Consider the following 23,648-nt stretch of genomic DNA (forward strand, 5'->3'; position numbering starts at 1 on the left):
TACTCAAGCAGCCGTGAGGGTTTCCGTGTCTTTGGAAAATAAGGTCGCCATCGTAACCGGTGCAGCCCGGGGTATAGGGCTCGCCATCGCCAGGCGTTTCGTCATGGACGGCGCGAAGGTCGTGATCGCCGATGTTGACGATGAGGCCGGAGAGGCCGCGGCCGGGGATCTGAGTTCCCTGGGCGATGCAATGTATATCCACTGCAATGTTGCCGAGCGCCTGGACGTGCGCAATCTGGTCGCAGAAACGCTGAACGCCCATGGCGACATCGATGTTCTGGTCAACAATGCCGGAATTGTCGCCGGGGCCGACTTCCTGGAGCTGGAAGAAGATGATTTCGACCGGGTTCTTTCCATCAACCTGAAGGGGGCCTTCCTGTGTTCGCAGGCGGTTGCCCGCCACATGGTCGAGAAGGTGGAAGGCGGCGGCGCTCCGGGTTGCATCGTCAACATGTCGTCGATCAATGCGGTTCTGGCGATCCCCAACCAGATCCCCTACTGCGTCTCCAAGGGGGGGCTGTCGCAGCTGACCAAGGCGACCTCGCTGTCGCTGGCCCAATATGGCATCCGGGTCAACGCGGTCGGTCCGGGATCGATCATGACCGATATGCTCGCAAGCGTGAACGATGATCCTGCCGCGAAGAACCGCATCATGTCCCGCACGCCAATGCTGCGGATCGGCGAGCCGTCCGAGATTGCCGGCGTTGTCGCCTTCCTGGCGTCCGAAGATGCCAGCTACGTCACCGGGCAGACCGTCTTTGCCGATGGCGGCAGGTTGCCGCTGAACTATACGGTCGCCGTGCCGGACGAGGATTAAGCGTCTTCCTGCCGCTTAAGCCATTTCTTCCTCGGCTCCGAACTGGAGCCGGGCGAGCTTGGCGTAAAGGCCGTCGGCGGCGCTGAGTTCAGCGTGGGTTCCGGTTTCGACAATCCGTCCTCCCTCCATCACCAGGATCCTGTCGGCTTTCAACACGGTTGCAAGCCGGTGGGCGATCACCAGCGTGGTGCGGTTTTCCATCAGCCGGTCGAGTGCCTGCTGGACGAGGTTCTCGCTTTCCGCATCGAGAGCGCTGGTGGCCTCGTCAAGGAGCAGGACCGGGGCGCTCTTGAGGACAGCTCTCGCGATGGCGATCCGCTGGCGCTGGCCTCCAGAGAGGGTTATGCCGCGCTCGCCCACCATGGTGTCGTAGCCGTTCGTCATTGTTTCGATGAAAGGCGCGGCAAGGGCTGCCTGCGCGGCGGTGATGATTTCTTCCCGGGAGGCGCCGGGCCGGCCATAGGCGATGTTCTCCGCAATGCTTGCACCGAAAATGGCCGTGTCCTGGGGGACCAGGGCAATGTGCCCGCGCAGGTCTTGCGGATCGAGCTGTCTTATATCCACGCCGTTCAGCCGGATGCATCCCGCCGTCGGGTCGTAGTAGCGCATCAGAAGGCTGAAGAGTGTTGATTTGCCGGCTCCTGACGGGCCGACCACCGCCACGGTTTCACCGGGAGAAACCGTCAGCGCCAGGTCGGTGAGAACGGGCAGGGACTTGCTGTTTTCATATGCGAAGGAAACGTGGTCGAAGGATATTTCGCCCCTTGGCGTTTCGGGCAGGCGGACGGGATCGGCGGGCGCGCTGATTTCCGGCTGGATTTCCAGAAGTTCGGAGAGACGCTCGGCGGCGCCCGCTGCCTGGGAGAGTTCACCCCAGACCTCCGACAATGCAGCCAGGGATCCGGCCGCCAGGATCGAGTAGAGCAGGAACTGGCTCAGCTCACCGCCGGTGATGCGGCCGGAGAAGACATCGCTGGCACCGATCCACAGAACCGCGACAATGCTGGCGCCGATGACGAAAATCGCAAAACCGGTCAGTGCCGCACGGGCCATGATCGCCTGGCGGGCCGCCTGAAACGCGGCCTCGACTGCGCTGCGGTAATGATCTGCACTGCGGCTCTCATGGGTGAAAGCCTGCAGGGTGCGGACCGCGCCGAGCATTTCGCCGGCGAAGGCGGAGGCGTCCGCGAGCGTGTCCTGGGCAAAGCGGGACCTTTTGCGCACCTGGCGTCCGAAGCCCAGAATCGGAACAAGAATGACGGGGATTGCCGCCAGGACAATGACGGAGAGGCGGGGGCTGGTGACGACCATCATCACCGATGCGCCGGCGAACATGATCAGGTTGCGCATGGCAAGCGAGGCGCTCGCGCCGAAGGCCGACTTGATCTGCGTCGTGTCCGCTGTCAGGCGGGAGAGGATTTCTCCGGATTTCGCGCTGTCATAGAAGGCGGGGCTGAGCCGGGTCAGATGGGCAAAGACATCCGAGCGGACGTCGCTCACCACCCGTTCGCTGATCCACATCACCAGGAAATAACGGATGGAGCTTGCCAGGGCCAAAGCGCAGACGACCCCGACAAGGACGGCGAAGTAGGAGTTGACCAGAGCCGGGTCATCGGCCCCGAACCCGAAGTCGATCATCCGGCGGACGGCAGCGGGCAGGATCAGGGTGATGACGGCCGCAGAAAACAACGCGACGATCGCGGCTGTCACGAAACCCTTGTGTCTCAGCAGATAGGGCAGCAGCCGGGTCAACGGCCTGAGCGACTTTCGCGATGATCCCGCTGGGGAGTTTATGTCTGTAGCTTGGGCGTCGGCCAAAGGGGTCTCCTCGTCGTTTGCGACCGTCTTTAACATGTTCGGCGACGGGCTCAATGCCATAGGTCAAGTCCGGGTGCACGGTGGGGGTGGCCATGCCCCGGGGAGCCCGGGAGAAGTGTAGGCGCACACGCCGCTTTCTTTCCGGAAGACAGGAGAAGATTGCCGGATTTTGCCCCTTGTCTTGCCATGCGCCTTGGGGTATATCCCCGCTTCATGTTTCTGAGGGCGGCGTCCGCATCCGGATCGGCGGCCCTTTATCTCGTTTGCGCTGACGTTGCGACTTTTACGGAAAGACGTTTCGAGGCGTTTGAAAGGACCGGTCATGAAAGCGGATATCCATCCCGACTACCACACCATCAAGGTCGTCATGACCGATGGTACCGAATTCACCACCCGCTCCACCTATGGTGCGGAAGGCGACACCCTGCAGCTCGACATCGATCCGACGTCTCATCCGGCCTGGACCGGCGGCGACCGTCAGTTGATGGACCGCGGCGGACGCGTGTCCCGCTTCAAGAACAAGTTTGCTGGTTTCCTGGGTTCCTGATCAATCTTCGACAACTGCTTCGTTTTCGAAAAACCCGGCCTCTGGCCGGGTTTTTTTGTTTTTAAAAGCTGCGCGGAAACAGGCTACCTGCCCGCCACTTTGAAATCGATCTGAAACGGGCAAACTAAAAAAGCCGCCCGGAGGCGGCTTTTTGAGTGGAACTTCCGGAACGGCGTCAGCCGATGTTGCCGAAGGCAGCGTTGAGCTGGCTGATCTGCGATGCGACCGGATTGTCGTTGTTGGCTTCTTCGGACCGCTCCGTCTCATCCTTGCGATAGAGCATCTTGTCGAGATGCACCACGCGTTCCTGAAGGCGGGTCGAACGTTCGACGAGATCGCGCAGGGTATCGGGAAGCTCTTCCCAGGTCGGGCCGCCGGACGCGCTGCTCAATTTGTCGAGGCGAACCTTGTTCTTGTCGCTACCGGCCTGTTCGCGGGACATTTCGCCCTCGTTCACGGCCCGCTGCAGCAAAAGCCAGGAGGCGAGTTGCATCAACCGGGTCGTCAGGCGCATGGATTCGGTGGCATAGGCGAGCGAAGTCGGGCGCGGAAGCTGCTTGGCTTCCTCGCGGCCGGCTCCGTCCAGATACATGGCTGTTTCTTCCACAAGCGACATGCCTTCCTGAAACAGGCTCTGAAAGTTGTCGGAGCTGGCCAGGTGATGCGCTATGTGTACCGTTTCAACAGGACCACCAGCTTTTTTCATGTCTTCCGTCATAGGATTACTGCGCCTCAATTGCTCTTCCGGTTGAACCATGCATCTCTTCAAAAACTGACCCAGGATAATACACCCGGGACAATGTGTTCTTTTTTGGAACAATGCAGGTCTTCATGCCATTTACTGAGCAATCCGTGTGCCATTTACAAAGGTAAACAGCCATTAACCAGAACATCGACACTGTACTATGAGGTTGAGGTAAAAAAAAGAGCCGCTGGAATGCGGCTCTGAGTCATTAACAGGGAGGCGTCAAACAGAGTGGACAGGAGCCACTCGTATCCAGATGACTGGATGTATAAATTTATAATTTGGAAAGATTAACAGGAGGTAAACAAGTTAATTTTTATCTGTTCCGTTTACTGCAGAATTCGGATGCGGGTGGAGTTTATTTCAATTTTTACAGAAATTTGCCAAGTTATTTCTGAAAAATAGAGTTGGCTGCATCGCGAATATTCTCACGTTGCTCAATTTCTCGCTGGGTGCGGTTAATTTCGTCGGCCAGCGCCTCGATCCGCTCCGCAAGATCGGTCTCTGAAAGTGTGGACAATTCTTCGCCAACGGTGATTGTGCCGGAGGCGGGTTTCCTGGGGACATCTTCGTCAAACAGACCCATTGTGGCATTCCCTCACGCATGACCGGCGAATTCGTTCGCTGGCGCTTGTCTGATCCGCAGTCTTTCAAATAGGTTCATAGCGAATTTACCATATGCCAGGCACGGATCGCCTAGCCAGTCCCAAAATGAACCAAAAACGAGAGGGTGCTATGCAAATTCTGCCCCACAGCATGACAGCGGTGGCGATATCCGAACCTGGCGGTCCGGAGGTGCTGGTGCGCGAAACCCGTCCGCTGCCGAAACCGGCTGCGGGCGAGATCCTGATCCGTGTCGCTGCCGCCGGCGTGAACCGGCCGGATGTCCTGCAGCGCGCGGGAGCTTATCCGCCGCCGAAGGGCGCTTCCGACCTTCCCGGTCTTGAGGTTGCCGGGGAGGTGGTGGCCTGCGGTGAGGGGAGTGGGCGTCACGCGATCGGCGACAAGGTCGCGGCTCTGTGTCCCGGAGGCGGTTACGCGCAGTATTGCAAGGTAGTGGCAGGTCATGCCTTACCAGTGCCGACGGGCCTGTCATTGGAAGAAGCCGCGGCGTTGCCGGAAACCTTTTTTACCGTCTGGAGCAATGTGTTCGACCGCTGCGGTCTGAAAAGCGGTGAGCGGTTTCTGGTTCATGGCGGAACCTCCGGAATCGGGACGACCGCGATCCAGCTTGCCAGGGCCTTCGGAGCCGAGGTTTTCACGACGGTCGGATCGCGGGAAAAGGCGGAGGCTGTTCGTAAACTCGGCGCTGACCACGTCATCGTCTACCGTGAGGAGGCGTTCGAAAAGGTCATTCTGGATGTCACGGGCGGCGAAGGCGTTGACGTCATTCTGGATATGGTCGGCGGCGATTATGTCGAACGGAACTGGAAAGCGGCCGCGGTCGAAGGGCGGATCTGTCAGATCGCGACCTTGAACGGAGTGTCGGAAAAGGTGAATTTCTCACGCCTCATGGTCAAGCGGCTGACGCATACGGGGAGCACGCTCAGACCGCGCAGCGATGCTTTTAAAACCGCGATCGCGGATGCCCTTGAAGCGAAGGTCTGGCCTCTGATCGAATCAGGACAAATTCGGCCGATCATGGATTCAACCTTTCCGCTGGTCGAGGCCGCGGAGGCGCATCGACGGATGGAAAGCTCTGGACATATTGGCAAAATCGTCCTGACCGTGGGAGGCTGAATTCCCAAGGAAGGCGCGAGGAAATGCCGGAATGCAAGTGCGTTGCGTTTTGGCGACATTTCTCCTATATTCCGCCCACTTCCCTTGAAATGGAATTCGAACACCGCTTTTTTGCCCTGCCGGGCGAGGGAGCAGACGAGAGGAATTTATCCGATGGCGAACACGCCGCTGATGCCGAAGGCAACCGCTGTCTGGCTTGTGGACAATACCGCGCTGAGCTTCACCCAGATCGCCGCGTTCTGCAAACTTCACCCGCTGGAAGTGAAGGCGATTGCCGATGGCGAAGCCGCGCAGGGAATCAAGGGCCTCGATCCCATCCTGACGGGACAGCTGACCCGCGAGGAAGTGGAGAATGCGCAGGCTGATCCGAACTACCAGCTGAAGCTTCAGGGTTCGAAGGTTGTGGTGCCGGAATCCAAGCGCAAGGGACCGCGTTACACACCTGTCTCCCGCCGTCAGGACCGCCCGAACGCCATTTTGTGGCTGGTGCGCAACCACCCGGAGCTGAAGGACGCGCAGATCATGCGCCTCGTCGGCACCACCAAGCCGACCATCGCCGCGATCCGGGATCGTACCCATTGGAACTCGTCGAACCTGACCCCCTCCGATCCGGTCACGCTCAGCCTGTGCAGCCAGCTTGAACTGGATATGGAAGTTGAGAAGGCCGCCAAGAACGCACCACAGCCGGTCGCCGGCGGTCCTGTCGAAACGCTGATGCCGGTTGAGGAATCGACCAGCGATGATGCCCTCGCCGCTGCCTTTTCGTTCGGTACGAGCAAACCTGCCAAGCGTGAAGAAGAAGAAATCGACGCGGAAGCTGTCTTTGCGAACCTTGGCATGCCGAAAAAGGTCAGCGAAGACGAAGCCGGTGCTGCCGACGACGAGGTACAAGCCGAAGCCGAAGCAGAGGTTGTGGCCGAAGCTGAGGTGGAAACAGCCGCAGATGCGGAAACTGAGGCAGAGCCTGAAGCTGTTGACGACACGGAAACTGACGAAGCCGTCAAGGAAAAGTAAGGTTTCAATCCGTTTCGTTGCGAGGTGTCAAACCGCCGGCCGATACAGCCGGCGGTTTTTTGTGGTTCTGCAAACCTGGTTTTCCGGATGCGCGGCGAAAACGCGTTGCCACGTTGCCGATCAGGACATAGTCTGCCGGCCTTTCAGGGAGAAAACGATGTCTAACAAAATGCTCAAGCTGGGCTTAACGCTGGCTCTTGCCCTTGGTGTCACACAGGCACAGGCCGAAACGCGGATCACCTACAAGTCCGCGAAATCCACTTCCTCCTACTATCAGATGGGCGTTCAGATCGCCGAAGCCGTCAAGGCCGGAAGCGATGGCGAGATGATCGTGACCGTCGAGGAGAGCCAGGGCTCCGTCCAGAATGTGATGGAAGCCAAGGCAAGAGGAGGAGACTATGTCTTCACCACTCCGCCGGTGCTGGTGTCGCTGGCCCAGGGCGGGAAAGCGATGTTCGAGGGCAAGGGAGATCCGAAGTTCGACGAGATCCGCGCCCTGTTTCCGATCCCGTCGCTGACAATGCATTTCGTGATGTCGGAAAAAAGCGGTGTGACGGATTTCGCGGGCATGGAAGGCAAGACCATCCTGCTCGGCAAGGGCTCGTTCGGAGCCACGGAAGGCGCAAAATATCTCAAGCTCTTCGGCCTGGAAGGCAAGTTTGATCTTGCCGAGGTCGAGCTGTCGAACGCGGTTGCGGCCTTGAAAAACGGTCAGATCGACGGTTTTGTAACCGCCGGTTCCTGGCCGGCACCGAATGTCATCGAGGCCGCCGCGTCCTCCGATGTGCATGTCCTTTCCCTCGACGACGACCAGATCGCACAAACGAAGCGCGCGAAACTGGTGATCCCGGCGGGTACATATGCCGGTCAGGAAGAAGACATCGCGACCACCTCACTGCCGGTCGCCGCCTTCACGACCACGGCCATGGATGACGATACGGCCTATACGCTCACAAAGACCTTCTGGGAGCAAAAGGCCGGTATGGGCGAGGATGCGCCCTGGTGGAACGGTGTCGATCAGGCTCTGATGGCGAATATCACCGGCAAACTTCATCCCGGTGCTGTCCGCTACTACAAGGAAGCCGGCATCGACCTCACCGACGCGCAGCAGTAATCCGCGCGAGAAGTCTTGAAACGTCCGGCGCACGGCCGTCAGCAGCTGCTGCCAGCCCCGTGCGCCGGATCCTTTTGGCCGGACGTGCCGACCGGCGCCGGCCAATCCTCATTCCAATCTCGGTCAGACAAGCAATTCCATGATCCGCAGCGAACCTGCAAACACGCTCTTCTGGCGAACGGCGATGATCGTTCTGGCCGTCACTCTCGTGGCCTTTCACCTTGGGTTGATCTTTTCAGGGCTTGTTCCCAATCTTGTCAGCCGGCCGTTGCATCTTGCTCTTGCACTGCCCTGGATTTTCATTTTCGCGGGCGGCGGTGCCATCCGGCGGGCGAGCGGCGCACTTTTCTGCGCCGCAGGAGTTGCCGCCTGCCTCTGGGTCGCGGTCAATCAGTCCGCGCTGTCCGACCAGTATGGTTTTCTGGAAGGCAACTTCCAACGCGTGATTGCCGTCGTCCTGCTGGTGACGGTTCTGGAAGGGGCGCGGCGCGTCATCGGCTGGCCGTTGCCGATTGTTGCCGCCCTTGCCCTCGCCTACGGACTTTTCGGGCAATACATTCCCGGTGAGTTCGGTCATTCAGGAACGCCGGTTGCCAGCTTTCTGGGAACGCTGACAATCGCGGAAGGCGGTATCTGGGGGAGTCTGACCGGTGTATCGGTCAATGTCGTGGCGATCTTCGTGATCTTTGGCGCGGTGCTGAACGCGGGGGAGGCGGGACAGGGCTTCATGAATGTTGCCGCCGCCGCGGCGGGCCGTCTGAAGGGGGGAGCGGCCAAAGTGTCGGTCCTGTCCTCGGCGCTGTTCGGATCTATCTCAGGCTCTGCTTCCGCCAATGTCGCCTCCACCGGCGCGATCACCCTGCCTGCCATGACCCGGCTCGGCTATCCCAAGAGGCTAGCCGGCGCTGTCGAGGCCGTGGCCTCCTCGGGCGGTCAGATCATGCCGCCGCTGATGGGGGCCGGTGCCTTTGTCATGGTCGAACTGACCCGCGTACCCTACACCCAGATCATGGCGGCGGCGCTGCTTCCGGCCGTCCTGTATTTCTTTGCCGTCTGGGTGGGGATCAATGCCTATGCCCGCCGCTTCGACCTTGCTTCCGTCGCACGGGAAGATCAGCCGCGCCTGAGGCAGGTTGCCATCACTTCGGCGTTTTTCCTGGTGCCGTTCCTGGTCCTGCTCCACGGCATGTTTGTTGCCAACTATACGCCGCAATATGCGGCCTGCATGGCCATCCTGGCCGGGTTCGTGCTGCTCTTTTTCAATGCAAGGGGCACCTTCGATCCCAGGGAAATTCTTCGCAGGATGGAAGAAGCATTCTTGAACGCGGCGCGGCAGGTCTCCGTCATCGCAGCCATCATCATCTGCGCGTCAATCATCATCGGCGTTCTCGCGATCACCGGGCTCGGGGTCAAGATCACGTCCCTGATCCTGTCCGGTTCGGGCGGGTATCTGTGGCCGTCGCTGTTTCTGACGGCGCTTGCCTGTCTTGTGCTCGGCATGGAAGTGCCGACGACCGCCGCTTACGTCATCTGTGTATCCGTTGCCGGTCCCGCGCTGATGCAGCAGGGGCTGGAGCCGCTGCAGGCGCATCTCTTCGTGTTCTGGTTCGCCCTGCTCTCGACGATCACGCCGCCGGTGTGCGGAGCCGTATTCATTGCAGCAGGCATGGTCGGGGAGAACTGGCTCAAGGTCGCGATGACGGCGATGGCGCTTGGAATTGGCCTCTATGTCATTCCGCTTGCCATGATCGCCAATCCGTCCGTCATCCAGCTATCGACCGCGCCGATCGCCGCTGTGGCGTCGGCGGTCAAGATCGGGGCGGGTCTCGGGCTCGTGTCGTTCGGCATCATCGGCTATCGGAAGCCATGGAAAAGGCTGCTGTCGGCAGGCGCCGGTCTTGCTTTGATTTTTGTCGGGGGCAACCTGATATAGATCGCAGGGAAGAGCCGGAGATCCAGAGAGTCCGGGAGTCGGCGCTCTTGGCGTTTCGGCAGGCCCGGTCCATTTGGTTCCGGTGTTTGCCGGTGGTTGACTCACGCGTCAGGGGGAATTGCCAGCGCGCTCCTCATTCATGCATGGCGCCGTGATTTAATCCTCGTCCGCCCGGTGAACCGGAAACGGCCGCTGCTCCGCGATGGCTTCCATGGCGAAATAGGAGGTCACGTTCTCCAGTTCGACCTCGGATATGAGACGCTGATAAATCGCGTCATAGCTGGTCATGTCGCGCGTTACTACCTTGATAAGGTAGTCATAGTCTCCGCCGATCCTGTAAAAATCCACCACATTCGGGATGGATGAGACGTGATCCCGGAATGTTCCCAGCCAACCCGAGGAATGGTGCCGGGTCCTGACCATCATGATGACCACGAGACCGGCGCCCAGTTTCTCCCGGTTTAACAAGACCGTGTGATTGCGAATGGCGCCCGCGGCTTCCAGCGCCTTGAGGCGCCGCCAGCAGGCGTTTTGGGAGAGCCCGATACTGTCGGCCAGTTCCCGCTGGGACTGGGCCGCGTCTCGCTGGAGCTCTTCAAGGATGCGGCAATCGATTTGATCTATTTTTAACATATATAGCGGTTCATATGACCCAACGTGACGGCGTATCAGCTAAAAATATGTGATGAATTCATTTAATTCGAATGTCAAGATTACTTTATGAATGAAAGAATAAATGCGACGGGATTCAATCCGGCTGCCCCAGGCCAGGAGAGCGTCCTGGATGGGTTTTTGAACACCTTGCGTGACCCGAATCTTGTTGAAGCATTGCGCGATGGCCTGATCGGCGAGGATGCCCTCGTGCCAGGTCTTGATGGCCCGAAAAAGCTCGTCTATGCGGATTATGTCGCCTCGGGCCGAGCCCTGAGCCAGATTGAAGACTTCATTCGCGACAAAGTGCTTCCCTATTACGCCAACAGCCACACGCAGGCTTCTTTCTGCGGTGCTTTCATCACTCAATTGAGGACGCGGATCCGGGCGGAGATCGCGCGGATCACCGGGGCGGGCGATGGTTATTCGGTCGTCTTCACCGGGTCCGGTTCGACGGCCGGCCTGAACCGGATCGTCATGCTTCTCGATATTCCGCAGGTCGTTGCTTCCGGCAAGCGTGCTGTTGTCCTGATCGGTCCTTATGAACATCATTCAAATCTGTTGCCCTGGCGGGAAAGCGGAGCCGAGGTGATCGAAATCCCGGAAAGCCCGGGTGGTGGCGTGGACCTGAATGCGCTTGAAAGACATTTGCGCGCGAGTGCCGGTGCGGACCTCATCGTAGGCGCATTTGGAGCTGCGTCGAATGTCACCGGCATACTGACCGACGACCTTGCCGTGACGCGTCTGCTGAAGTCCTACGGTGCCCTGGCGGTCTGGGATTTCGGCTGCGCCGGTCCCTATGCGCCGATGCGCATGGATGCCGGCACAGATGCCGCCAAGGACGCAATCGTCTTCTCGCCACACAAATTTCCGGGTGGCCCGGGCGGGTCCGGCGTCATGATCATCCGCGATGCCATCGCGCGCCGCAAGACACCGACCTTGCCGGGTGGCGGCACGGTGTCTTTCGTCTCTCCATGGGATCACATCTATTCCACAAGCCTTGAACACCGTGAAGAAGGCGGGACGCCGAATGTTCTGGGAGACATCCGGGCCGGTCTTGCGCTGATGGTCAAGGATGCGCTCGATGCGACCTGGCTCGCCGAGCGTCAACAGGACTTGCGGGCCCGGGCGCTGGCCGTCTGGAAGCACAATCCGCATCTTGAACTGCTTGGCTGTCAAGACGCGAGGGCCTTGCCGATATTCTCGTTCCAGGTGCGCGACGCGTCCGGGAAACGGGTTCATCATCAACTCTTCACAAGGATGCTTTCGGATGTTTACGGGATCCAGGCGCGGGGTGGCTGCGCCTGCGCCGGATCCTATGCCCATGCGCTGCTCGATATCGACCAGGAGGCTTCCGCCGGTATCAAGAAGTCTCTCGATGCGGGTGAAGAGATTGAAAAACCGGGATGGGTCCGGTTAAACTTGTCGCCATTGATGCGCGATGAAAAAGTCGATTTCATCATCGCATCGGTGGATCGGCTGGCCCGGGAACAGGCGGCTTTCTCGCGACATTATGTGGCCGACATCTCAAATGGCCGGTTTTCTGCGACGCTTCTTGAACAAACCGGGCCCTGAAATGCTGAACCCGCTACGCCACAGTACCTTCCGCTTTCTATTCGCATCGCAGGTTCTGTCTCTCACGGGCGTCGGGTTGATGACGGCGGGACTGTCGCTGGCGGCATGGCGGATCGGCGGAGCGAGCCACGCGGGGCCTATACTGGGACTGTTCTTCGCGCTCAAGATGATTGCCTATGTCGGCTTTTCACCTCTGGCCCAGGCGGCCCTGACCAGAATTCCGCGCCTGCGGGCTCTGGTCGGTCTGGATGTGGCACGGCTTCTGTTCATGGTGCCGCTTGCCTTTGTCTCCTCCTGGTGGACGATCGCCGGTCTGGCTTTCCTGTTTTTCGCGGTCTCCTCGGCCTTCACGCCGCTGTTTCAGGCCATGATACCCGCCGTTTTACCCGACAAGGAGACGTATTCGGAGGCGCTCGCACTCTCGCGGATCGCCTACACGCTGGAGAGCATTCTGACGCCCATCCTGGTCGGGGCGGCGCTGTTGTTCTTGCACACGGAATATCTCTTTGCCCTTGCCGCGCTGGGCTTTATCGGCTCCGCGGTCTGTCTCCTGCTGTCCCGCAGCGGAAAAGAGGTGCGGGTTCAAAATCAGGATCCATTTCTCACGCGCGCGGTGCGCGGGCTCTGGATCTATGCACGGACGCCCCGGCTGCGCGGATTGTTCGTCCTGAATTTCGGTCTGTCCCTGGTCATGGCCTGGATCCTGGTCGACACCATCGTCTATGCGGGAACACGGTTTGAAGACGCCGAGCAGGTCTTCCCCTGGCTGATGGGAGGTTACGGTGTGGGTGCTGCCCTGATGGCTTTCGCGCTGCCGGCTCTGCTGCGGGTTTTTTCTGAGCGCCGGGTCATGGCGGCGGGAACCTTTCTCTTTGCCATGCTGTCTCCGTTGATCCTGCTGCAACCAGCCTTGCCGGAACTGGTGGTGCTGTGGGCGTTGTTCGGGGCCGCCTGCACACTGACACTGACACCCGGCGGTCTGATTCTGACGCGCTCGGCTTCCGATGCCGACCGGCCGGCCGTTTTCGCGGCGCAGTTTTCCCTGTCCCATGCGGGCTGGCTGGTCGCCTATCCCCTTGCAGGCTGGCTGGGTGCGGCGTTTGCTCCCGCGACCGCGCTGATCATATTGGCGATCCTGGCTGTCCTGGTGACACTTGCCGGGCTGGCGGTATGGCCGGCAAAGGATCCGGATCTGCGTGAACACAGTCATCCGAACCTTCCGCCCGATCATCCGCATATTGTGACCTCTCACCGGGGCGTTCATGCCCATCCCTTTTACATCGATGAATTGCATCCGCGCTGGGATGCCTGAAAAGAACGCCATTCGGCATGAAGGATTGACTGATGTCTGACTCGAGTTCCACGTTCCCCCTGGACGGCGCCGGCCTGACGGTTCTCGAAGAGCGTTTGCGGGAAAACCTGGAATATCTTTGCTGGCCGGGCAAATCCTGGGTGCCGCCGAAACAGGTGAACGGGGAAACGGCAAGTGATGTCGTCGTCATTGGCGGCGGCATGTGCGGAATGGTGGCCTGGCTGGCGCTGCGCACCGGCGGCGTTGCCAACATCCGGGTTCTTGACCGAAGCCCTGAAGGTTTCGAGGGGCCCTGGCTGAATTACGCCCGGATGGAAACGCTGCGTTCTCCCAAGACGTTGACAGGCCCGGCCTTTGGCCACGGTATGCTGACGTTTCAGGCCTGGTACAGGGCGCAATTCGGCACGGAAGCCTGGGACACGCTGGACAAGGCCCCGCGTCCCATGTGGATGGACTATTTGAAATGGTACCGGAAGGTCCTCGACATTCCGATTGAAAACGGCGTCGCCCTGGAGCGGGTGGAGCCGGAAGGCGACTTTTTGCGTCTTCATCTGACTGGCGCCGAGACGGGTTCGATCCTGACGCGCAAGCTGGTCATGGCAACGGGCCGGGACGGAACCGGTGTCCCGAACATTCCGGTGTTCATGGACGGGATTTCCCGGAAATGCTGGGCCCACAGCGCAGAAGAGATCGATTTCGCGGCGCTCAAGGGGAAAAAGGTTGCTGTGATCGGCGTTGGCGCCTCTGCCGTGGACAATGCCGCTGAAGCGCTCGAACATGGCGCCGCCGAGGTCCGGCATCTGGTCCGCCGCAAGGAAATGCCCACCATCAACAAGATGATGGGTATCGGCAGCTACGGGTTCACGGCGGGCTTCAGCGCGATGTCGGACGAATGGCGCTGGCGCTTCATGAATTATTCCTTCGTCACCCAGACCCCGCCGCCGCACGGCTCGACACTGCGGGTTTCCCGTCACAAGAACGCCCATTTCCATTTCGATCTGCCGGTTCGAAAGGTGGAAGAGGCCGCCGGCGGCCTGAAGCTGAGCCTTGGCGAGAATTCCGTGTATCATGCAGACTATCTCATTTTGGGCACCGGCTTTTGCATCGATCCCATGGCGCGGAGCGAATTCGGTCCAGCGGCCGGGGAGATCGCCCTCTGGCGCGATGTCTATCAACCTCCGGAAGGAGAAGAAAATCGCGATCTAGGGCATTTTCCCTATCTGAACCCGGACTTCACATTCCGGGAAAGAACACCGGGCAAAGCGCCCTGGCTGTCCAGCGTTTACTGCTTCAACTACGGCGCGACCGCGAGCCTGGGCAAGGTTTCTGGCGATATTCCGGGCATCTCCGATGGTGCTGGATGGCTGGCGAAGGCGATTGCCGCCGAGCTCTATTGCCAGGACATAGGCGCGCATTGGCAGGCCTTGCAGGACTACAGCACCCCGGAGCTGACCGGCGAGGAATGGACACCCATCCCGTTACCGCAACCCGAACCGGAAGCCGCCGAGGCCTTGTCGTGAGCACCGAAACATTGACGAAAAGCACTCTTCGAGAATTGTCGGCCATAGCTGAAGGCAGCGCGGCTGCAGCGGCCATCGACGGGCGCTCCAACATCATGTCCTTGTCGCAGACGACCGAGGATGCGGTGCTCAAGCCGCAGGAGACAGGGGCGTGGTCCCATGATGTCCGTGCGGCGCTTGCTGCCCGTATCGCGGCGCTGAACGGCGAAACCGCCCTGGCCGATCGCTATTGCGCACTCATTGAAGATGCGCGTGTCGCCGATGTGGCGGATCCTCTCCGGTCCGGCAAAGCGCAGGGTCTGGAAAAGATATGTGATTTCATGGACAAGGTGGCGGTACAGACGCGCGATATCGATGCGCAAGACATCAATGCTCTGCAGGATGCCGGCATATCCGACGCCGATATCGTCCGGCTTTGCGAAATCAATGCCTTCATGGCCTATCAGGTGCGTGTCCTGGCCGGTATCAGGTTGATGACGGAGGGCCGGACATGAGCGATGTCATCCGCAAATTCACCCGCTCCGTTCCCGACTGGCGGCCAAGGGTCGAGCCGATAAAGCTGGAGGATGCTACGCCGGAACAACTGGAGGCGCTGCAGGTGACGCCCTCCAATACGAAAATATCCGCCTATGTGCTGACGCTTGCCCATGACGTGGAGACCCTGAAGGTTCGCTCGCCGCTGTTCAACGGCATCATGTATGACAAGGGGGGGCTGTCGCGCGAGGAACGCGAACTCGGTGCCCTGGCGGCCTCCATGGTCAATCATTGCATTTACTGCGCGGCGGTTCACGCCAGCCGCCATGCACAGATTGCGAAGGACACATCCGTCACGGACGAGCTCTTCGCGAAGGGAACGAAGGCCGACCTTTCACCGCGCAACCGGGCGATTTTCGATTTCGCCCATGCCCTGTCCCAGACGCCTTCCGAGGCGAGCCCGGAGCAGATGTCGGCGCTGCGCGCCGCCGGGCTGGACGATGCGGAGATTTTTGATCTCATCCTGTCCAGCGCGCTGTTCGGATGGGCGAACAGACTGATGCATGTTCTTGGCGATCCGGTCCGCAAAGGCAGCGAATGATGAAAGGCGATCCATTGAAAGTGGGCATAGCAGGCGCGGGATCGATCGCGCTCGGGACAGCAGCGCTGCTGCATCAGATGGGACATGCTCCTGTGCTCTGGTCACCGTCGGGCGCGGGAACCGCCGGGCTGCGCGCGAGCGGCACGCTCAGGGCGACGGGTGCGATCGAGGCCGAATTCACACCGGGGATTACCGGAGATGCCCGCGAGCTTGCGGCAGAAAGCGACGTGATCGTCCTGGCCATTCCAGGCTACGGCCACAAGGCCGTGATGGACAGCCTGGTTCCTCATTTGCGCGCTGGCCAGCCCGTCATCATTTCCTCGCATGCCTCTTTCGGCGCGCTTTATCTTGCCGACAGGCTGAAGGCGAGGGGCGTCGAATTGCCGATTACGGCATGGGGCACCACGGCGGTCACCGGCCGCAAACAGGCGGGTGATCACGTACAGGTCAACACGGTGCGGTCCCTTGTCGACCTGTGCACGGTTCCGGCTTCGGAAAGCGACGCCGGCAAGGTCCTGTGCGAGCGCCTGTTCGGAGAGCGCTTCAATCTTCGCGACGGGCTGCTGGCGATCACCCTGTCCAACCTCAACCCCCAGAACCACATGGGCATTGCCCTGGCGAACGCCACCCGGATGGAAAAGGGCGAGACATGGGGCCAGGGGGACAATGTGACGCCGAATGTCGGCCGTCTTCTGGAAGCCCTCGATCAGGAACGTCTTGCCATTGCGGACAAACTTGGCCTGTCCGTCAGGACCATCTTCGAACACTTTCATCTGTCGTTTCATGTGCCGGTGGCGTCCATCAGCGAAATGAACCGGGAAATGCATGAAAAGGGACGCGGCGGCGTGGGCCCGGCGACAGCGGACAGCCGCTACGTGACCGAGGACGTCCCGTTCGGTTTGGCGGTTACGGTTGCGCTGGGCCGGATGGCGGGTTGTCCTGCTGTCCTGCACCAGGCGGGGGTTGAAATTTTCTCAGCCATGTACGGACGAGACTTTTTTGGAGAGAATGACCTGCTTCCGGCCATCGGCCTGGAGCACATGAATCTGGACGACTTGTGTCAGGCGGCCTCGACCGGCCGCCTGTCGGAAGAGGGCGAGCGGGCATAATCCGGCTCGGCCATAAGAGGGGATCGGTCCACCAAATATAAAAGATCATAGCGTGGACAAACAGTGGAGAAATTGCATGAAAAAGTTGATACTAAATCGTCGGACTTTCCTTGGTACAGCGGCTGCAACGGGAGCCACTCTGGCTTCTCCGGCCTACCTGCGCAGCTCTTATGCGGCCGGTGGTGAAGTCAATATCTGGACCTACGCCAACTTCGTTCCGGATAAGTTCAAGGAGCAGTTCGAGAGCGAAACCGGAATCAAGGTCAATGTCCGGCTGGTCGACGACCAGGGCAAGCAGTTCAATCTGCTGGCCGCGGAAGCTTCCGATCCCACCGTCGACATCGTGACGGTTGCCGGCCACCGATTCCTGCAGTTCATCGACAGCGAACTGCTTGCTCCGATGGACACCTCCCGGCTGTCGAACTGGGGCAGCATCAATCCGGTTTACTCGGAAAGCGACTGGTCGACGATCAACGGCAACAAGTGGGGCGCGCCGATCCTCTCCGGGATGGAAGTGTTCGCCTATAACACCGAGGAAGTCTCTCCCGAGGAAGCGACCACCTGGGACACGCTGTTCTCCGAGAAATATGCCGGTCAGACGGCCTATGTCCTTCAGGACATGCTGTCCATCGTCATGCTGAAGATGGGCTATGACGGCAACATGGTCGCCTATCTGGACGATCCGGAAAAAGCTGCGGCGATCGTCGCCGAAGCACGGGACTTCCTGATCGAGAAGAAGCCGCTTGTGCGCAAATACTATGACGGCGGCGCCGAAGTGCAGCAGATGTTCGTCAACCAGGACATCGCTCTTGCCTGTGCCTGGAACGGTCCGATCGCCGCGCTCATGAACGACGGCTTCCCGGTCGCAATGTCCATTCCCAAGGAAGGCAGCTACGGCTTTGTGTATACCTACAACATCGCCAACAACGCTCCCAACCAGGACAACGCCTACACCTTCCTGAACGCCATTCTGGCGTCAGGCGAGATCGGTGCGTCCATGAGCCGGGCGTCGGGCTTCATCTCCACCTACAAGGACGCTTCGCAGCATCTTACGGATGCCGAAAAAGCCTCGACCAGCTTCCCGGAAGAAGAACTCGCGAACATGAAGTTCTTCCGGGCGGAAGCCAACAAGATGAAATACGAGCTTGTCGATCCGGCGGTTGAAGAGATCAAGGCCGCCTGATCCCTGACGAACGGCTTTCAGGTTTCTGACGGCAAGTGCATCGCCCCGGGCACGTTCTCGCAACGCTCCCGGGACGACGCGCCGGCAAAGACGAACTTCCGGAGGTGCATCCTGCGCCTCCGGCGGCTTGGCCGGACTGCATTCCGGTTTCGGGCGGGCTGCCGGGCGATTTGCCGCCTGGTCCATTGCGTTCAACCTTCGAGGGGAAGGCGTCGCGCGATCGGCTACGGCCTGTTTCGAATTCCGGAAATCATTCTTGTGACTGTGGTCTCCAGCTGAGCCCGCAGTCTTCTTCGAAGGAAAAACAATGTCTGGAAAGGTTCAGACCAGCGCTGCGACACTGGCGGGAGAGCGCGGCGCCGGGAACCGGCAGGGTGGACGGGACGGGCGCTCCTTCTGGGGGGCTATCGCGGCGTCCCGGCTCTATCAGGCGTTCTCGAATGCGCTCCTGAGCTCACCGCGACGCCAGTTCGCCATACTGCTTGCATTTCCCGTGCTCTGGGTGCTGACCCAGCATCTCGGCCCCATGCTGCAGATGTTCTACGTCAGTTTTGTCGACGCCTATCCGGTTTCGCGTGGCTATGAAAACGAGTTTACCCTCGACAACTACACGCGGTTCTTCGGCAGCTCCATATTCATCATGCCGTTTTTCCGGACGCTTGCCTTCGCCGCCACGCTGACACTGGCGACGCTTGTGCTGACTTATCCGGTCGCCTATTTCCTTGCCCGACACGTCAAGCGCTCCAATCAGATGGTCTTTCTGCTGTTGCTGCTGATCCCGTTCTGGGTCGGAGAAATCGTGCGCACCTACGCGATCATGATCCTTCTGGGCAACAACGGTGCGGTGAATCTCGCGCTCAAGTGGCTGGGTCTGATCGACCGGCCGATACCGTTCATGTACACGGGCTTTTCCCTGTCGGTCGGCATCATCTATCTCAGCGCGCTCTACATGCTGTTGCCGCTTTATTCGGCTTTGGAGAAGCTGCCGCGCAGCTATACCGAAGCCGCGGCCGATCTGGGCGCCGGGCCCTGGACGCGCTTCTGGAAAGTGACCCTGCCGCTGTCGCTGGAAGGTATTTCCTCCGGTGCGACGCTCGTCTTCCTGATCTCGACGGGATATTACGCCACGCCGGTTCTGCTGGGCGGTCCGTCAACGACGGTCTTTGCGGAAACCATCGCCGGCTTCTTCCACACAGCCGGTGACGAGTGGCCGACGGGCGCGGCTTTCGCGTGCCTTATGTTCGTGACGGCGCTGGCGATCAGCCTGGCCTTCGGGCGTCTGATGACCCGTTTGCAGAAGGGAGTGCGCAAATGACCCGCCACACTCGTCTTGTGATGTCGATGATTTATTGGGCGTTCGTCCTTTATATCTTCGTTCCCCTGATCCTGATGGTCACGATGGGGTTCAAGGATTCCAAATTCATCGGCTTTCCGATCCGCTCCTGGACGCTCGACTGGTATGTGGAGGTCTTCAAGGATGCCGAAGTCCTCTCGGCCTTCGGCTACTCCATGCTGATCGGCGTGTCCTCCACGCTCATCTCGCTGGCTGTCGGCATCTGGATCGCGGTGCTGCTCAACGGGCGTGGCTTCATCGGCAAGGGCCTCATCTACGGGCTGACGCTGCTGCCGGCGCTTATTCCGGGCATCATTTCGGCGATTTCCTTCCGCATCTATGCGCAGCTCTGGGGCATTCCACCTGGAACCGGCGCCATCATCTGGTGCCATGCCGTGCACAATGTGCCTTTCGTGGTGCTGATCGTCGCGGCCCGGCTGAGCACCCTGCCGAAGAGCCATCTCGACGCGGCCCGGGATCTCGGCGCCGATCCGATCATCGCATTCATGCGGGTCACCTTGCCGTATCTGCGGCCGGCTCTCATTGGTGGCGGCATCTTCTGCATGCTGATCAGTTTCGATGACTTCGTCCGGTCCTTCTTTCTGGGAGGCTACCAGCCGACGCTTCCGGTGCTCATCTTCGCCAAGCTGCGCTCGGGAATGTCACCGGAAATCAATGCAATCGCGACAGTGGTTCTGGTTCTGACCGGCCTCCTCGGCATCTGGGCCGAACGGACCACGCGCCGTATGAAACAAGGGAAATTACAATCATGACAGACTCCCAAGAAAACGGTGCCGGGGAGATTGTTCGCCTTGAGGCGATCAACAAGCGCTTTGGCGACACGGAAGCGTTGAAAAGCCTGAGCATGACGATCAAGGAAGGTGAATTCGTCACCTTCCTTGGACCGTCTGGCTGCGGCAAGTCGACGACCTTGCGGATTCTCGGCGGCTTCGAGACGCCCACCTCCGGCCGGGTCATCGTCGATGGAGAGGACGTCACGAAACTTCCGCCCAACCGCCGCAAGGTCAACATGGTGTTCCAGGATTATGCGCTGTTCCCGCATATGACGGTTCGCCGCAACATTTCCTTCGGACTGGAACTCAAGGGCCTGAGCAAGAGGGATATCGTGCAGCGCTGCGATGAATTGATGGAGTTTCTCGAACTCTCTCTTCTCGCCGACCGTCTTCCCGATCAGCTTTCAGGCGGGCAGCGCCAGCGCGTGGCCCTTGCCCGGGCACTGGCGCCCGATCCGGCGCTGCTGCTGCTTGACGAGCCGCTGGGTGCGCTGGACGCCAAGTTGCGGGGGCAGGTTCAGGCGGAGCTGAAGTCGATCCAGCGGCGGACGTCGAAAACCTTCTTCTTCGTGACCCATGATCAGGACGAAGCGCTCACCATGTCCGACCGCATCGTTGTCATGAACAACGGCGTGGTGGAGCAGGACGGCACGCCGGAAGAGTTGTATTTCCATCCCACGTCGCGCTTCGTCGCGGAATTCGTCGGCGAGACCAACCTGATCGAGGGGCGCGTCGATGCCGTCAGCGGCGCTGATGTCACCCTCGACTGGAAAGGTCTGAAACTGGCCGGGCGCCCGCCCATGTCCGGCGGATTGCAGGCCGGTAACCAGGTTGCCGCCTCCATACGTCTGGAAGGCATGAAGCTTTCCCTCGACAGGCCGGAGGATCAGCCCAACGCGGTTGCCGTGCGGATTGCCGGGCGGACGTTCAAGGGAAGCCGGACCGAGTTGGACCTGCGCGCGGAAAATGCGCCTGATTTCGCGATGCGGGCCTATGTAGACACGTCTCTCGCCAACGGACTGGGAGAAGCCCCCGTGTGGGCCAGCTGGTCGCAGGAAGCCATGGCGGTTCTGCGGGACTGAACCATCCGGTGAACCGAACCCTGGTTGCCGTTCACCTGATGAAACGTGAGACGGCGCGCCCGAATGGAAGCTGCCTCACGAAACGGCCCTTGCCGGTCGGGAGACAACAAACGGCAGACTGCCCGATCGGCTCCGGCTCAAGTCCGCTTGAACGCGAAACACTCTAGCGTTCCGTGAGCTTCAGCTCGATCCGGCGGTTCTTTGCCAGCACGTCAGGTGTTTCACCCTCTTCCAGGGGCTGGAATTCGCCGAAGCCGGCGGCGACGAGGCGCTTCGGGTCGACACCTTTTTCGATCAGGTAGCGGACCACGGAAATCGCGCGGGCGGCGGACAGCTCCCAGTTGTTGCGCAGGCGGCCGGTGCCCGACAGCGGGCGGGCGTCCGTATGGCCATCGACACGCAGCACCCAGTTGATCTCGTCCGGGATCTGCAGGCTGAGTTCCTGGATTGCTTCGGCGAGCTTGTCGAGTTCCTGCTCGCCGTCCGGGTTGATGTCCTCCTTGCCGCTGTCGAACAGCACTTCGGACTGGAAGACGAAGCGGTCGCCGACGACGGAAATGTCGGAACGCTGGGACAGGATTTCACGCAGGCGGCCGAAGAAGTCGGACCGGTAGCGGGAGAGTTCCTGAACGCGCTGGACGAGGGCGGCGTTCAGACGGCGGCCGAGGCTGGCGATCTTGGCCTGGCTCTCCGATTCCTTGGCTTCGGACGCCTCAAGCGCGGCATTGGCGGCGGCGATCTGGCGTCTCAGGGCGGCGATCTGCTGGTTGAGAAGCTCGACCTGTGCGAGCGCCTCCTGGCTGACCTGGCGTTCGTCGTCGAGAAGGTTTTCCAGTCTTGCCGCCCGGCCACCGGCGGTGTCTGCCGCGCCGGAGCTGCTGTCGAGCAGGCCCATCAGGCGGGTCTGCTCGGCTTCGGCGTCGGAGAGGCTTGCCTGGAGGCCGAGGATCGTATCTTCCAGTTCACCCGAGTTGGCCCGTTCCAGCGCCAAAAGCTCGGTCAGTTCGCTGATCTGGATGTTCAGGCGGTTGAGCACCGTGTCGCGGCCCGAGAGCTGCTGCGACAGGAAGAACTGCGCGATCATGAAGATCGACAGCAGGAAGATGATGACGAGCAAGAGCGTCGCCATGGCATCGACGAAGCCGGGCCAGTAATCGGTCGACTGGGCCCGGCGGCGCGAGCGGAGGCTTCCTGCCATCTGCCTACTCCTTCGCGCGCTCGAAGGCGGCGGAGATGGAGGAGAGCAACCCTTCGATGCGTTTTTGCTGCTCGCCCTGGGCCTCGGCCCAGTCACGCATCATCTGCTGTTCGGAGCGCACATGCTTGACGAGGCCCTGGATGCCTTCGGCCAGATTGGCCATCGCCTGATTGGCGTTCTTGCCACCGCCTTCCTCGACGCTTTTCTGAAGCGCGGAGATCGACGCCTGTATGTGTTCCACGCCCGGCGAATCCGGAGCGCTGAAGAGGCTGTCTTCCGGGTCGATATCAGTGACCGTGGAAAGCCAGTCTTCCAGCTCGTTGTAGAAGCGGTTCTGCGCCTGCCCGGCCTGCAGGTCGAGAAAGCCGAGAACGAGAGAGCCGGTGAGGCCGAAGAGCGAGGAGGAAAACGCCGTCCCCATGCCGGACAGTGGAGCTTCGAGGCCGGCTTTCAGGTCTTCGAAGATAACGTTCGCATCGCCGGAGCCGACATCGAGCGACTGGATGGTCGCGCCAACCGAACTGACGGTCTGCAGCAGGCCCCAGAAGGTGCCGAGCAGGCCGAGGAAAACCAGAAGGCCGGTCAGATAGCGCGAGATTTCGCGCGATTCCTCAAGGCGCATGCCGATGCTGTCGAGGATCGACCGGGCGGTCGTCGGGGTCAGCGCCATGTCGCCGCCCTTGTTGCCCAGAAGGGCCGCCATCGGGGCCAGCAGGACCGGTGAACGCGTGTCGAGAGCCGGGTCGCCGATGCGGAAACTGTTGACCCAGGTGATTTCCGGAAACAGCCGGATCACCCGCCCGAACAGCAGCATCACGCCGAAGAGCCCGACCAGAACAATCAGGCCGTTGAGGCCCGGGTTGCTCACGAAGGCTGTTGAAATCTGCGGAAACAGGATGAAGGCGATAAAGGCCACGATCACCAGAAAGATGATCATGAAGGTCAGATACGCCCGCGGGCTGGACAGGCTGTAGGGGTCGAATTCTCGGGCCATATTGCGCTATCTGTCGCCTGTTGAGGAGCTAACAGATTGATAGCGTGATTTTTAACATGTTGGAAACCTCTTATCGGAAGGAAAGCGGGAATAA

21 protein-coding genes and 1 pseudogene are annotated in these 23,648 nt (G+C 60.3%); 16 read left to right on the top strand and 6 right to left on the bottom strand.

All coding sequences use genetic code 11. The features are described from left to right. Window positions 1-25: 25 nt before the first annotated feature. Window positions 26-817, top strand: coding sequence for an SDR family NAD(P)-dependent oxidoreductase (locus tag OA90_RS09390; protein ID WP_068409889.1), 792 nt, complete (start codon window positions 26-28; stop codon window positions 815-817). Between the two features lie 15 nt (window positions 818-832). On the opposite strand, the gene OA90_RS09395 is transcribed toward OA90_RS09390, so the two are convergent. Then, window positions 833-2,635 carry an ABC transporter transmembrane domain-containing protein gene (locus OA90_RS09395; RefSeq protein ID WP_244274575.1) on the bottom strand — a complete coding sequence of 601 codons (1,803 nt, stop codon included), beginning with the start codon at window positions 2,633-2,635 and terminating at the stop codon, window positions 833-835. Between the two features lie 322 nt (window positions 2,636-2,957). Between OA90_RS09395 and rpmE the strand changes: the two genes are divergently transcribed. Then, a complete protein-coding gene (gene rpmE / locus OA90_RS09400) occupies window positions 2,958-3,182 on the top strand; it encodes a 50S ribosomal protein L31 (protein ID WP_008196026.1) in 225 nt (74 codons plus the stop codon). Between the two features lie 175 nt (window positions 3,183-3,357). Here rpmE and OA90_RS09405 read toward each other — a convergent pair whose 3' ends face one another. Beyond that, window positions 3,358-3,888, bottom strand: a complete 531-nt coding sequence (locus OA90_RS09405; RefSeq protein WP_068409897.1) for a DUF1465 family protein — start codon at window positions 3,886-3,888, stop codon at window positions 3,358-3,360. A gap of 427 nt (window positions 3,889-4,315) precedes the next feature. Further along, the gene (locus tag OA90_RS09410; protein WP_068409711.1) at window positions 4,316-4,513 is read right to left on the bottom strand and encodes a DUF1192 domain-containing protein; all 198 of its coding nucleotides are present in this window, start codon (window positions 4,511-4,513) and stop codon (window positions 4,316-4,318) included. Window positions 4,514-4,662: 149 nt separating this feature from the next. On the opposite strand from OA90_RS09410, the gene OA90_RS09415 reads away from it, so the two are divergent. The 4 genes and pseudogenes from OA90_RS09415 to OA90_RS09430 all read left to right on the top strand — a co-directional run bounded on the left by OA90_RS09415 (window position 4,663) and on the right by OA90_RS09430 (window position 9,728). Beyond that, window positions 4,663-5,667 (top strand): NAD(P)H-quinone oxidoreductase, encoded by a 1,005-nt coding sequence (locus OA90_RS09415; protein ID WP_068409713.1) that lies wholly within the window; start codon window positions 4,663-4,665, stop codon window positions 5,665-5,667. Between the two features lie 153 nt (window positions 5,668-5,820). Beyond that, a pseudogene (locus tag OA90_RS09420) lies at window positions 5,821-6,501 on the top strand (cell cycle transcriptional regulator TrcR); the annotation flags it as partial. Window positions 6,502-6,838: 337 nt separating this feature from the next. Then, window positions 6,839-7,795 (top strand): TAXI family TRAP transporter solute-binding subunit, encoded by a 957-nt coding sequence (locus OA90_RS09425; RefSeq protein WP_068409717.1) that lies wholly within the window; start codon window positions 6,839-6,841, stop codon window positions 7,793-7,795. 139 nt (window positions 7,796-7,934) lie between these two features. Then, window positions 7,935-9,728 carry a TRAP transporter fused permease subunit gene (locus OA90_RS09430; protein WP_208986055.1) on the top strand — a complete coding sequence of 598 codons (1,794 nt, stop codon included), beginning with the start codon at window positions 7,935-7,937 and terminating at the stop codon, window positions 9,726-9,728. A 156-nt stretch (window positions 9,729-9,884) separates the two neighbouring features. Here the strand turns inward: OA90_RS09430 and OA90_RS09435 are convergent, their stop codons facing one another. Next, the gene (locus tag OA90_RS09435) at window positions 9,885-10,361 is read right to left on the bottom strand and encodes an Lrp/AsnC family transcriptional regulator (protein WP_068409719.1); all 477 of its coding nucleotides are present in this window, start codon (window positions 10,359-10,361) and stop codon (window positions 9,885-9,887) included. Window positions 10,362-10,448: 87 nt separating this feature from the next. Here OA90_RS09435 and OA90_RS09440 point away from each other — a divergent pair, with 87 nt between their 5' ends. From OA90_RS09440 to OA90_RS09485, 10 genes are all read left to right on the top strand, one after another. Then, a complete protein-coding gene (locus tag OA90_RS09440) occupies window positions 10,449-11,954 on the top strand; it encodes an aminotransferase class V-fold PLP-dependent enzyme (protein ID WP_068409721.1) in 1,506 nt (501 codons plus the stop codon). 1 nt (window position 11,955) lies between these two features. Next, a complete protein-coding gene (locus OA90_RS09445; RefSeq protein ID WP_068409723.1) occupies window positions 11,956-13,266 on the top strand; it encodes an MFS transporter in 1,311 nt (436 codons plus the stop codon). 32 nt (window positions 13,267-13,298) lie between these two features. After that, entirely contained in the window at window positions 13,299-14,786 is a 1,488-nt protein-coding gene (locus OA90_RS09450) for an NAD(P)/FAD-dependent oxidoreductase (protein ID WP_068409724.1), read from the top strand. After that, window positions 14,783-15,280: a hypothetical protein gene (locus OA90_RS09455; protein WP_068409725.1), complete on the top strand. Its 498-nt coding sequence runs from the start codon at window positions 14,783-14,785 to the stop codon at window positions 15,278-15,280. The genes OA90_RS09450 and OA90_RS09455 overlap by 4 nt, the downstream gene beginning before the upstream one ends. Beyond that, window positions 15,277-15,861, top strand: a complete 585-nt coding sequence (locus OA90_RS09460) for a peroxidase-related enzyme (RefSeq protein WP_068409727.1) — start codon at window positions 15,277-15,279, stop codon at window positions 15,859-15,861. The genes OA90_RS09455 and OA90_RS09460 overlap by 4 nt, the downstream gene beginning before the upstream one ends. A gap of 14 nt (window positions 15,862-15,875) precedes the next feature. Further along, window positions 15,876-16,970: an NAD/NADP-dependent octopine/nopaline dehydrogenase family protein gene (locus OA90_RS09465; RefSeq protein ID WP_208986058.1), complete on the top strand. Its 1,095-nt coding sequence runs from the start codon at window positions 15,876-15,878 to the stop codon at window positions 16,968-16,970. A gap of 76 nt (window positions 16,971-17,046) precedes the next feature. Continuing rightward, window positions 17,047-18,153, top strand: a complete 1,107-nt coding sequence (locus OA90_RS09470; protein WP_068409728.1) for an extracellular solute-binding protein — start codon at window positions 17,047-17,049, stop codon at window positions 18,151-18,153. A gap of 307 nt (window positions 18,154-18,460) precedes the next feature. Next, window positions 18,461-19,468 (top strand): ABC transporter permease, encoded by a 1,008-nt coding sequence (locus OA90_RS09475; protein ID WP_068409729.1) that lies wholly within the window; start codon window positions 18,461-18,463, stop codon window positions 19,466-19,468. Then, window positions 19,465-20,259, top strand: a complete 795-nt coding sequence (locus OA90_RS09480) for an ABC transporter permease (protein WP_068409731.1) — start codon at window positions 19,465-19,467, stop codon at window positions 20,257-20,259. Before OA90_RS09475 ends, OA90_RS09480 begins: the two co-directional genes overlap by 4 nt. Continuing rightward, complete coding sequence (locus tag OA90_RS09485; protein ID WP_068409735.1) at window positions 20,256-21,362, top strand: ABC transporter ATP-binding protein; 1,107 nt, start codon at window positions 20,256-20,258, stop codon at window positions 21,360-21,362. The genes OA90_RS09480 and OA90_RS09485 overlap by 4 nt, the downstream gene beginning before the upstream one ends. 163 nt (window positions 21,363-21,525) lie before the next feature. Here OA90_RS09485 and OA90_RS09490 read toward each other — a convergent pair whose 3' ends face one another. Next, entirely contained in the window at window positions 21,526-22,560 is a 1,035-nt protein-coding gene (locus OA90_RS09490; RefSeq protein WP_068409736.1) for a peptidoglycan -binding protein, read from the bottom strand. A 4-nt stretch (window positions 22,561-22,564) separates the two neighbouring features. Next, window positions 22,565-23,554: a flagellar motor protein MotA gene (locus OA90_RS09495; RefSeq protein ID WP_068409737.1), complete on the bottom strand. Its 990-nt coding sequence runs from the start codon at window positions 23,552-23,554 to the stop codon at window positions 22,565-22,567. Window positions 23,555-23,648: the final 94 nt, after the last annotated feature.

Source organism: Labrenzia sp. OB1 (assembly GCF_001624695.1).
Classification (GTDB): Bacteria; Pseudomonadota; Alphaproteobacteria; order Rhizobiales; family Stappiaceae; genus Roseibium.

Excerpts from the sequence above, each read along its gene's own strand:
- rpmE (WP_008196026.1), top strand. The coding sequence starts at position 2,958 with ATGAAAGCGGATATCCATCCCGACTACCACACCATCAAGGTCGTCATG.
- OA90_RS09405 (WP_068409897.1), bottom strand. The coding sequence starts at position 3,888 with ATGAAAAAAGCTGGTGGTCCTGTTGAAACGGTACACATAGCGCATCAC.
- OA90_RS09410 (WP_068409711.1), bottom strand. The coding sequence starts at position 4,513 with ATGGGTCTGTTTGACGAAGATGTCCCCAGGAAACCCGCCTCCGGCACA.
- OA90_RS09415 (WP_068409713.1), top strand. The coding sequence starts at position 4,663 with ATGCAAATTCTGCCCCACAGCATGACAGCGGTGGCGATATCCGAACCT.
- OA90_RS09425 (WP_068409717.1), top strand. The coding sequence starts at position 6,839 with ATGTCTAACAAAATGCTCAAGCTGGGCTTAACGCTGGCTCTTGCCCTT.
- OA90_RS09430 (WP_208986055.1), top strand. The coding sequence starts at position 7,935 with ATGATCCGCAGCGAACCTGCAAACACGCTCTTCTGGCGAACGGCGATG.
- OA90_RS09435 (WP_068409719.1), bottom strand. The coding sequence starts at position 10,361 with ATGTTAAAAATAGATCAAATCGATTGCCGCATCCTTGAAGAGCTCCAG.
- OA90_RS09440 (WP_068409721.1), top strand. The coding sequence starts at position 10,449 with ATGAATGAAAGAATAAATGCGACGGGATTCAATCCGGCTGCCCCAGGC.
- OA90_RS09445 (WP_068409723.1), top strand. The coding sequence starts at position 11,956 with ATGCTGAACCCGCTACGCCACAGTACCTTCCGCTTTCTATTCGCATCG.
- OA90_RS09450 (WP_068409724.1), top strand. The coding sequence starts at position 13,299 with ATGTCTGACTCGAGTTCCACGTTCCCCCTGGACGGCGCCGGCCTGACG.
- OA90_RS09460 (WP_068409727.1), top strand. The coding sequence starts at position 15,277 with ATGAGCGATGTCATCCGCAAATTCACCCGCTCCGTTCCCGACTGGCGG.
- OA90_RS09470 (WP_068409728.1), top strand. The coding sequence starts at position 17,047 with ATGAAAAAGTTGATACTAAATCGTCGGACTTTCCTTGGTACAGCGGCT.
- OA90_RS09475 (WP_068409729.1), top strand. The coding sequence starts at position 18,461 with ATGTCTGGAAAGGTTCAGACCAGCGCTGCGACACTGGCGGGAGAGCGC.
- OA90_RS09480 (WP_068409731.1), top strand. The coding sequence starts at position 19,465 with ATGACCCGCCACACTCGTCTTGTGATGTCGATGATTTATTGGGCGTTC.
- OA90_RS09485 (WP_068409735.1), top strand. The coding sequence starts at position 20,256 with ATGACAGACTCCCAAGAAAACGGTGCCGGGGAGATTGTTCGCCTTGAG.
- OA90_RS09490 (WP_068409736.1), bottom strand. The coding sequence starts at position 22,560 with ATGGCAGGAAGCCTCCGCTCGCGCCGCCGGGCCCAGTCGACCGATTAC.
- OA90_RS09495 (WP_068409737.1), bottom strand. The coding sequence starts at position 23,554 with ATGGCCCGAGAATTCGACCCCTACAGCCTGTCCAGCCCGCGGGCGTAT.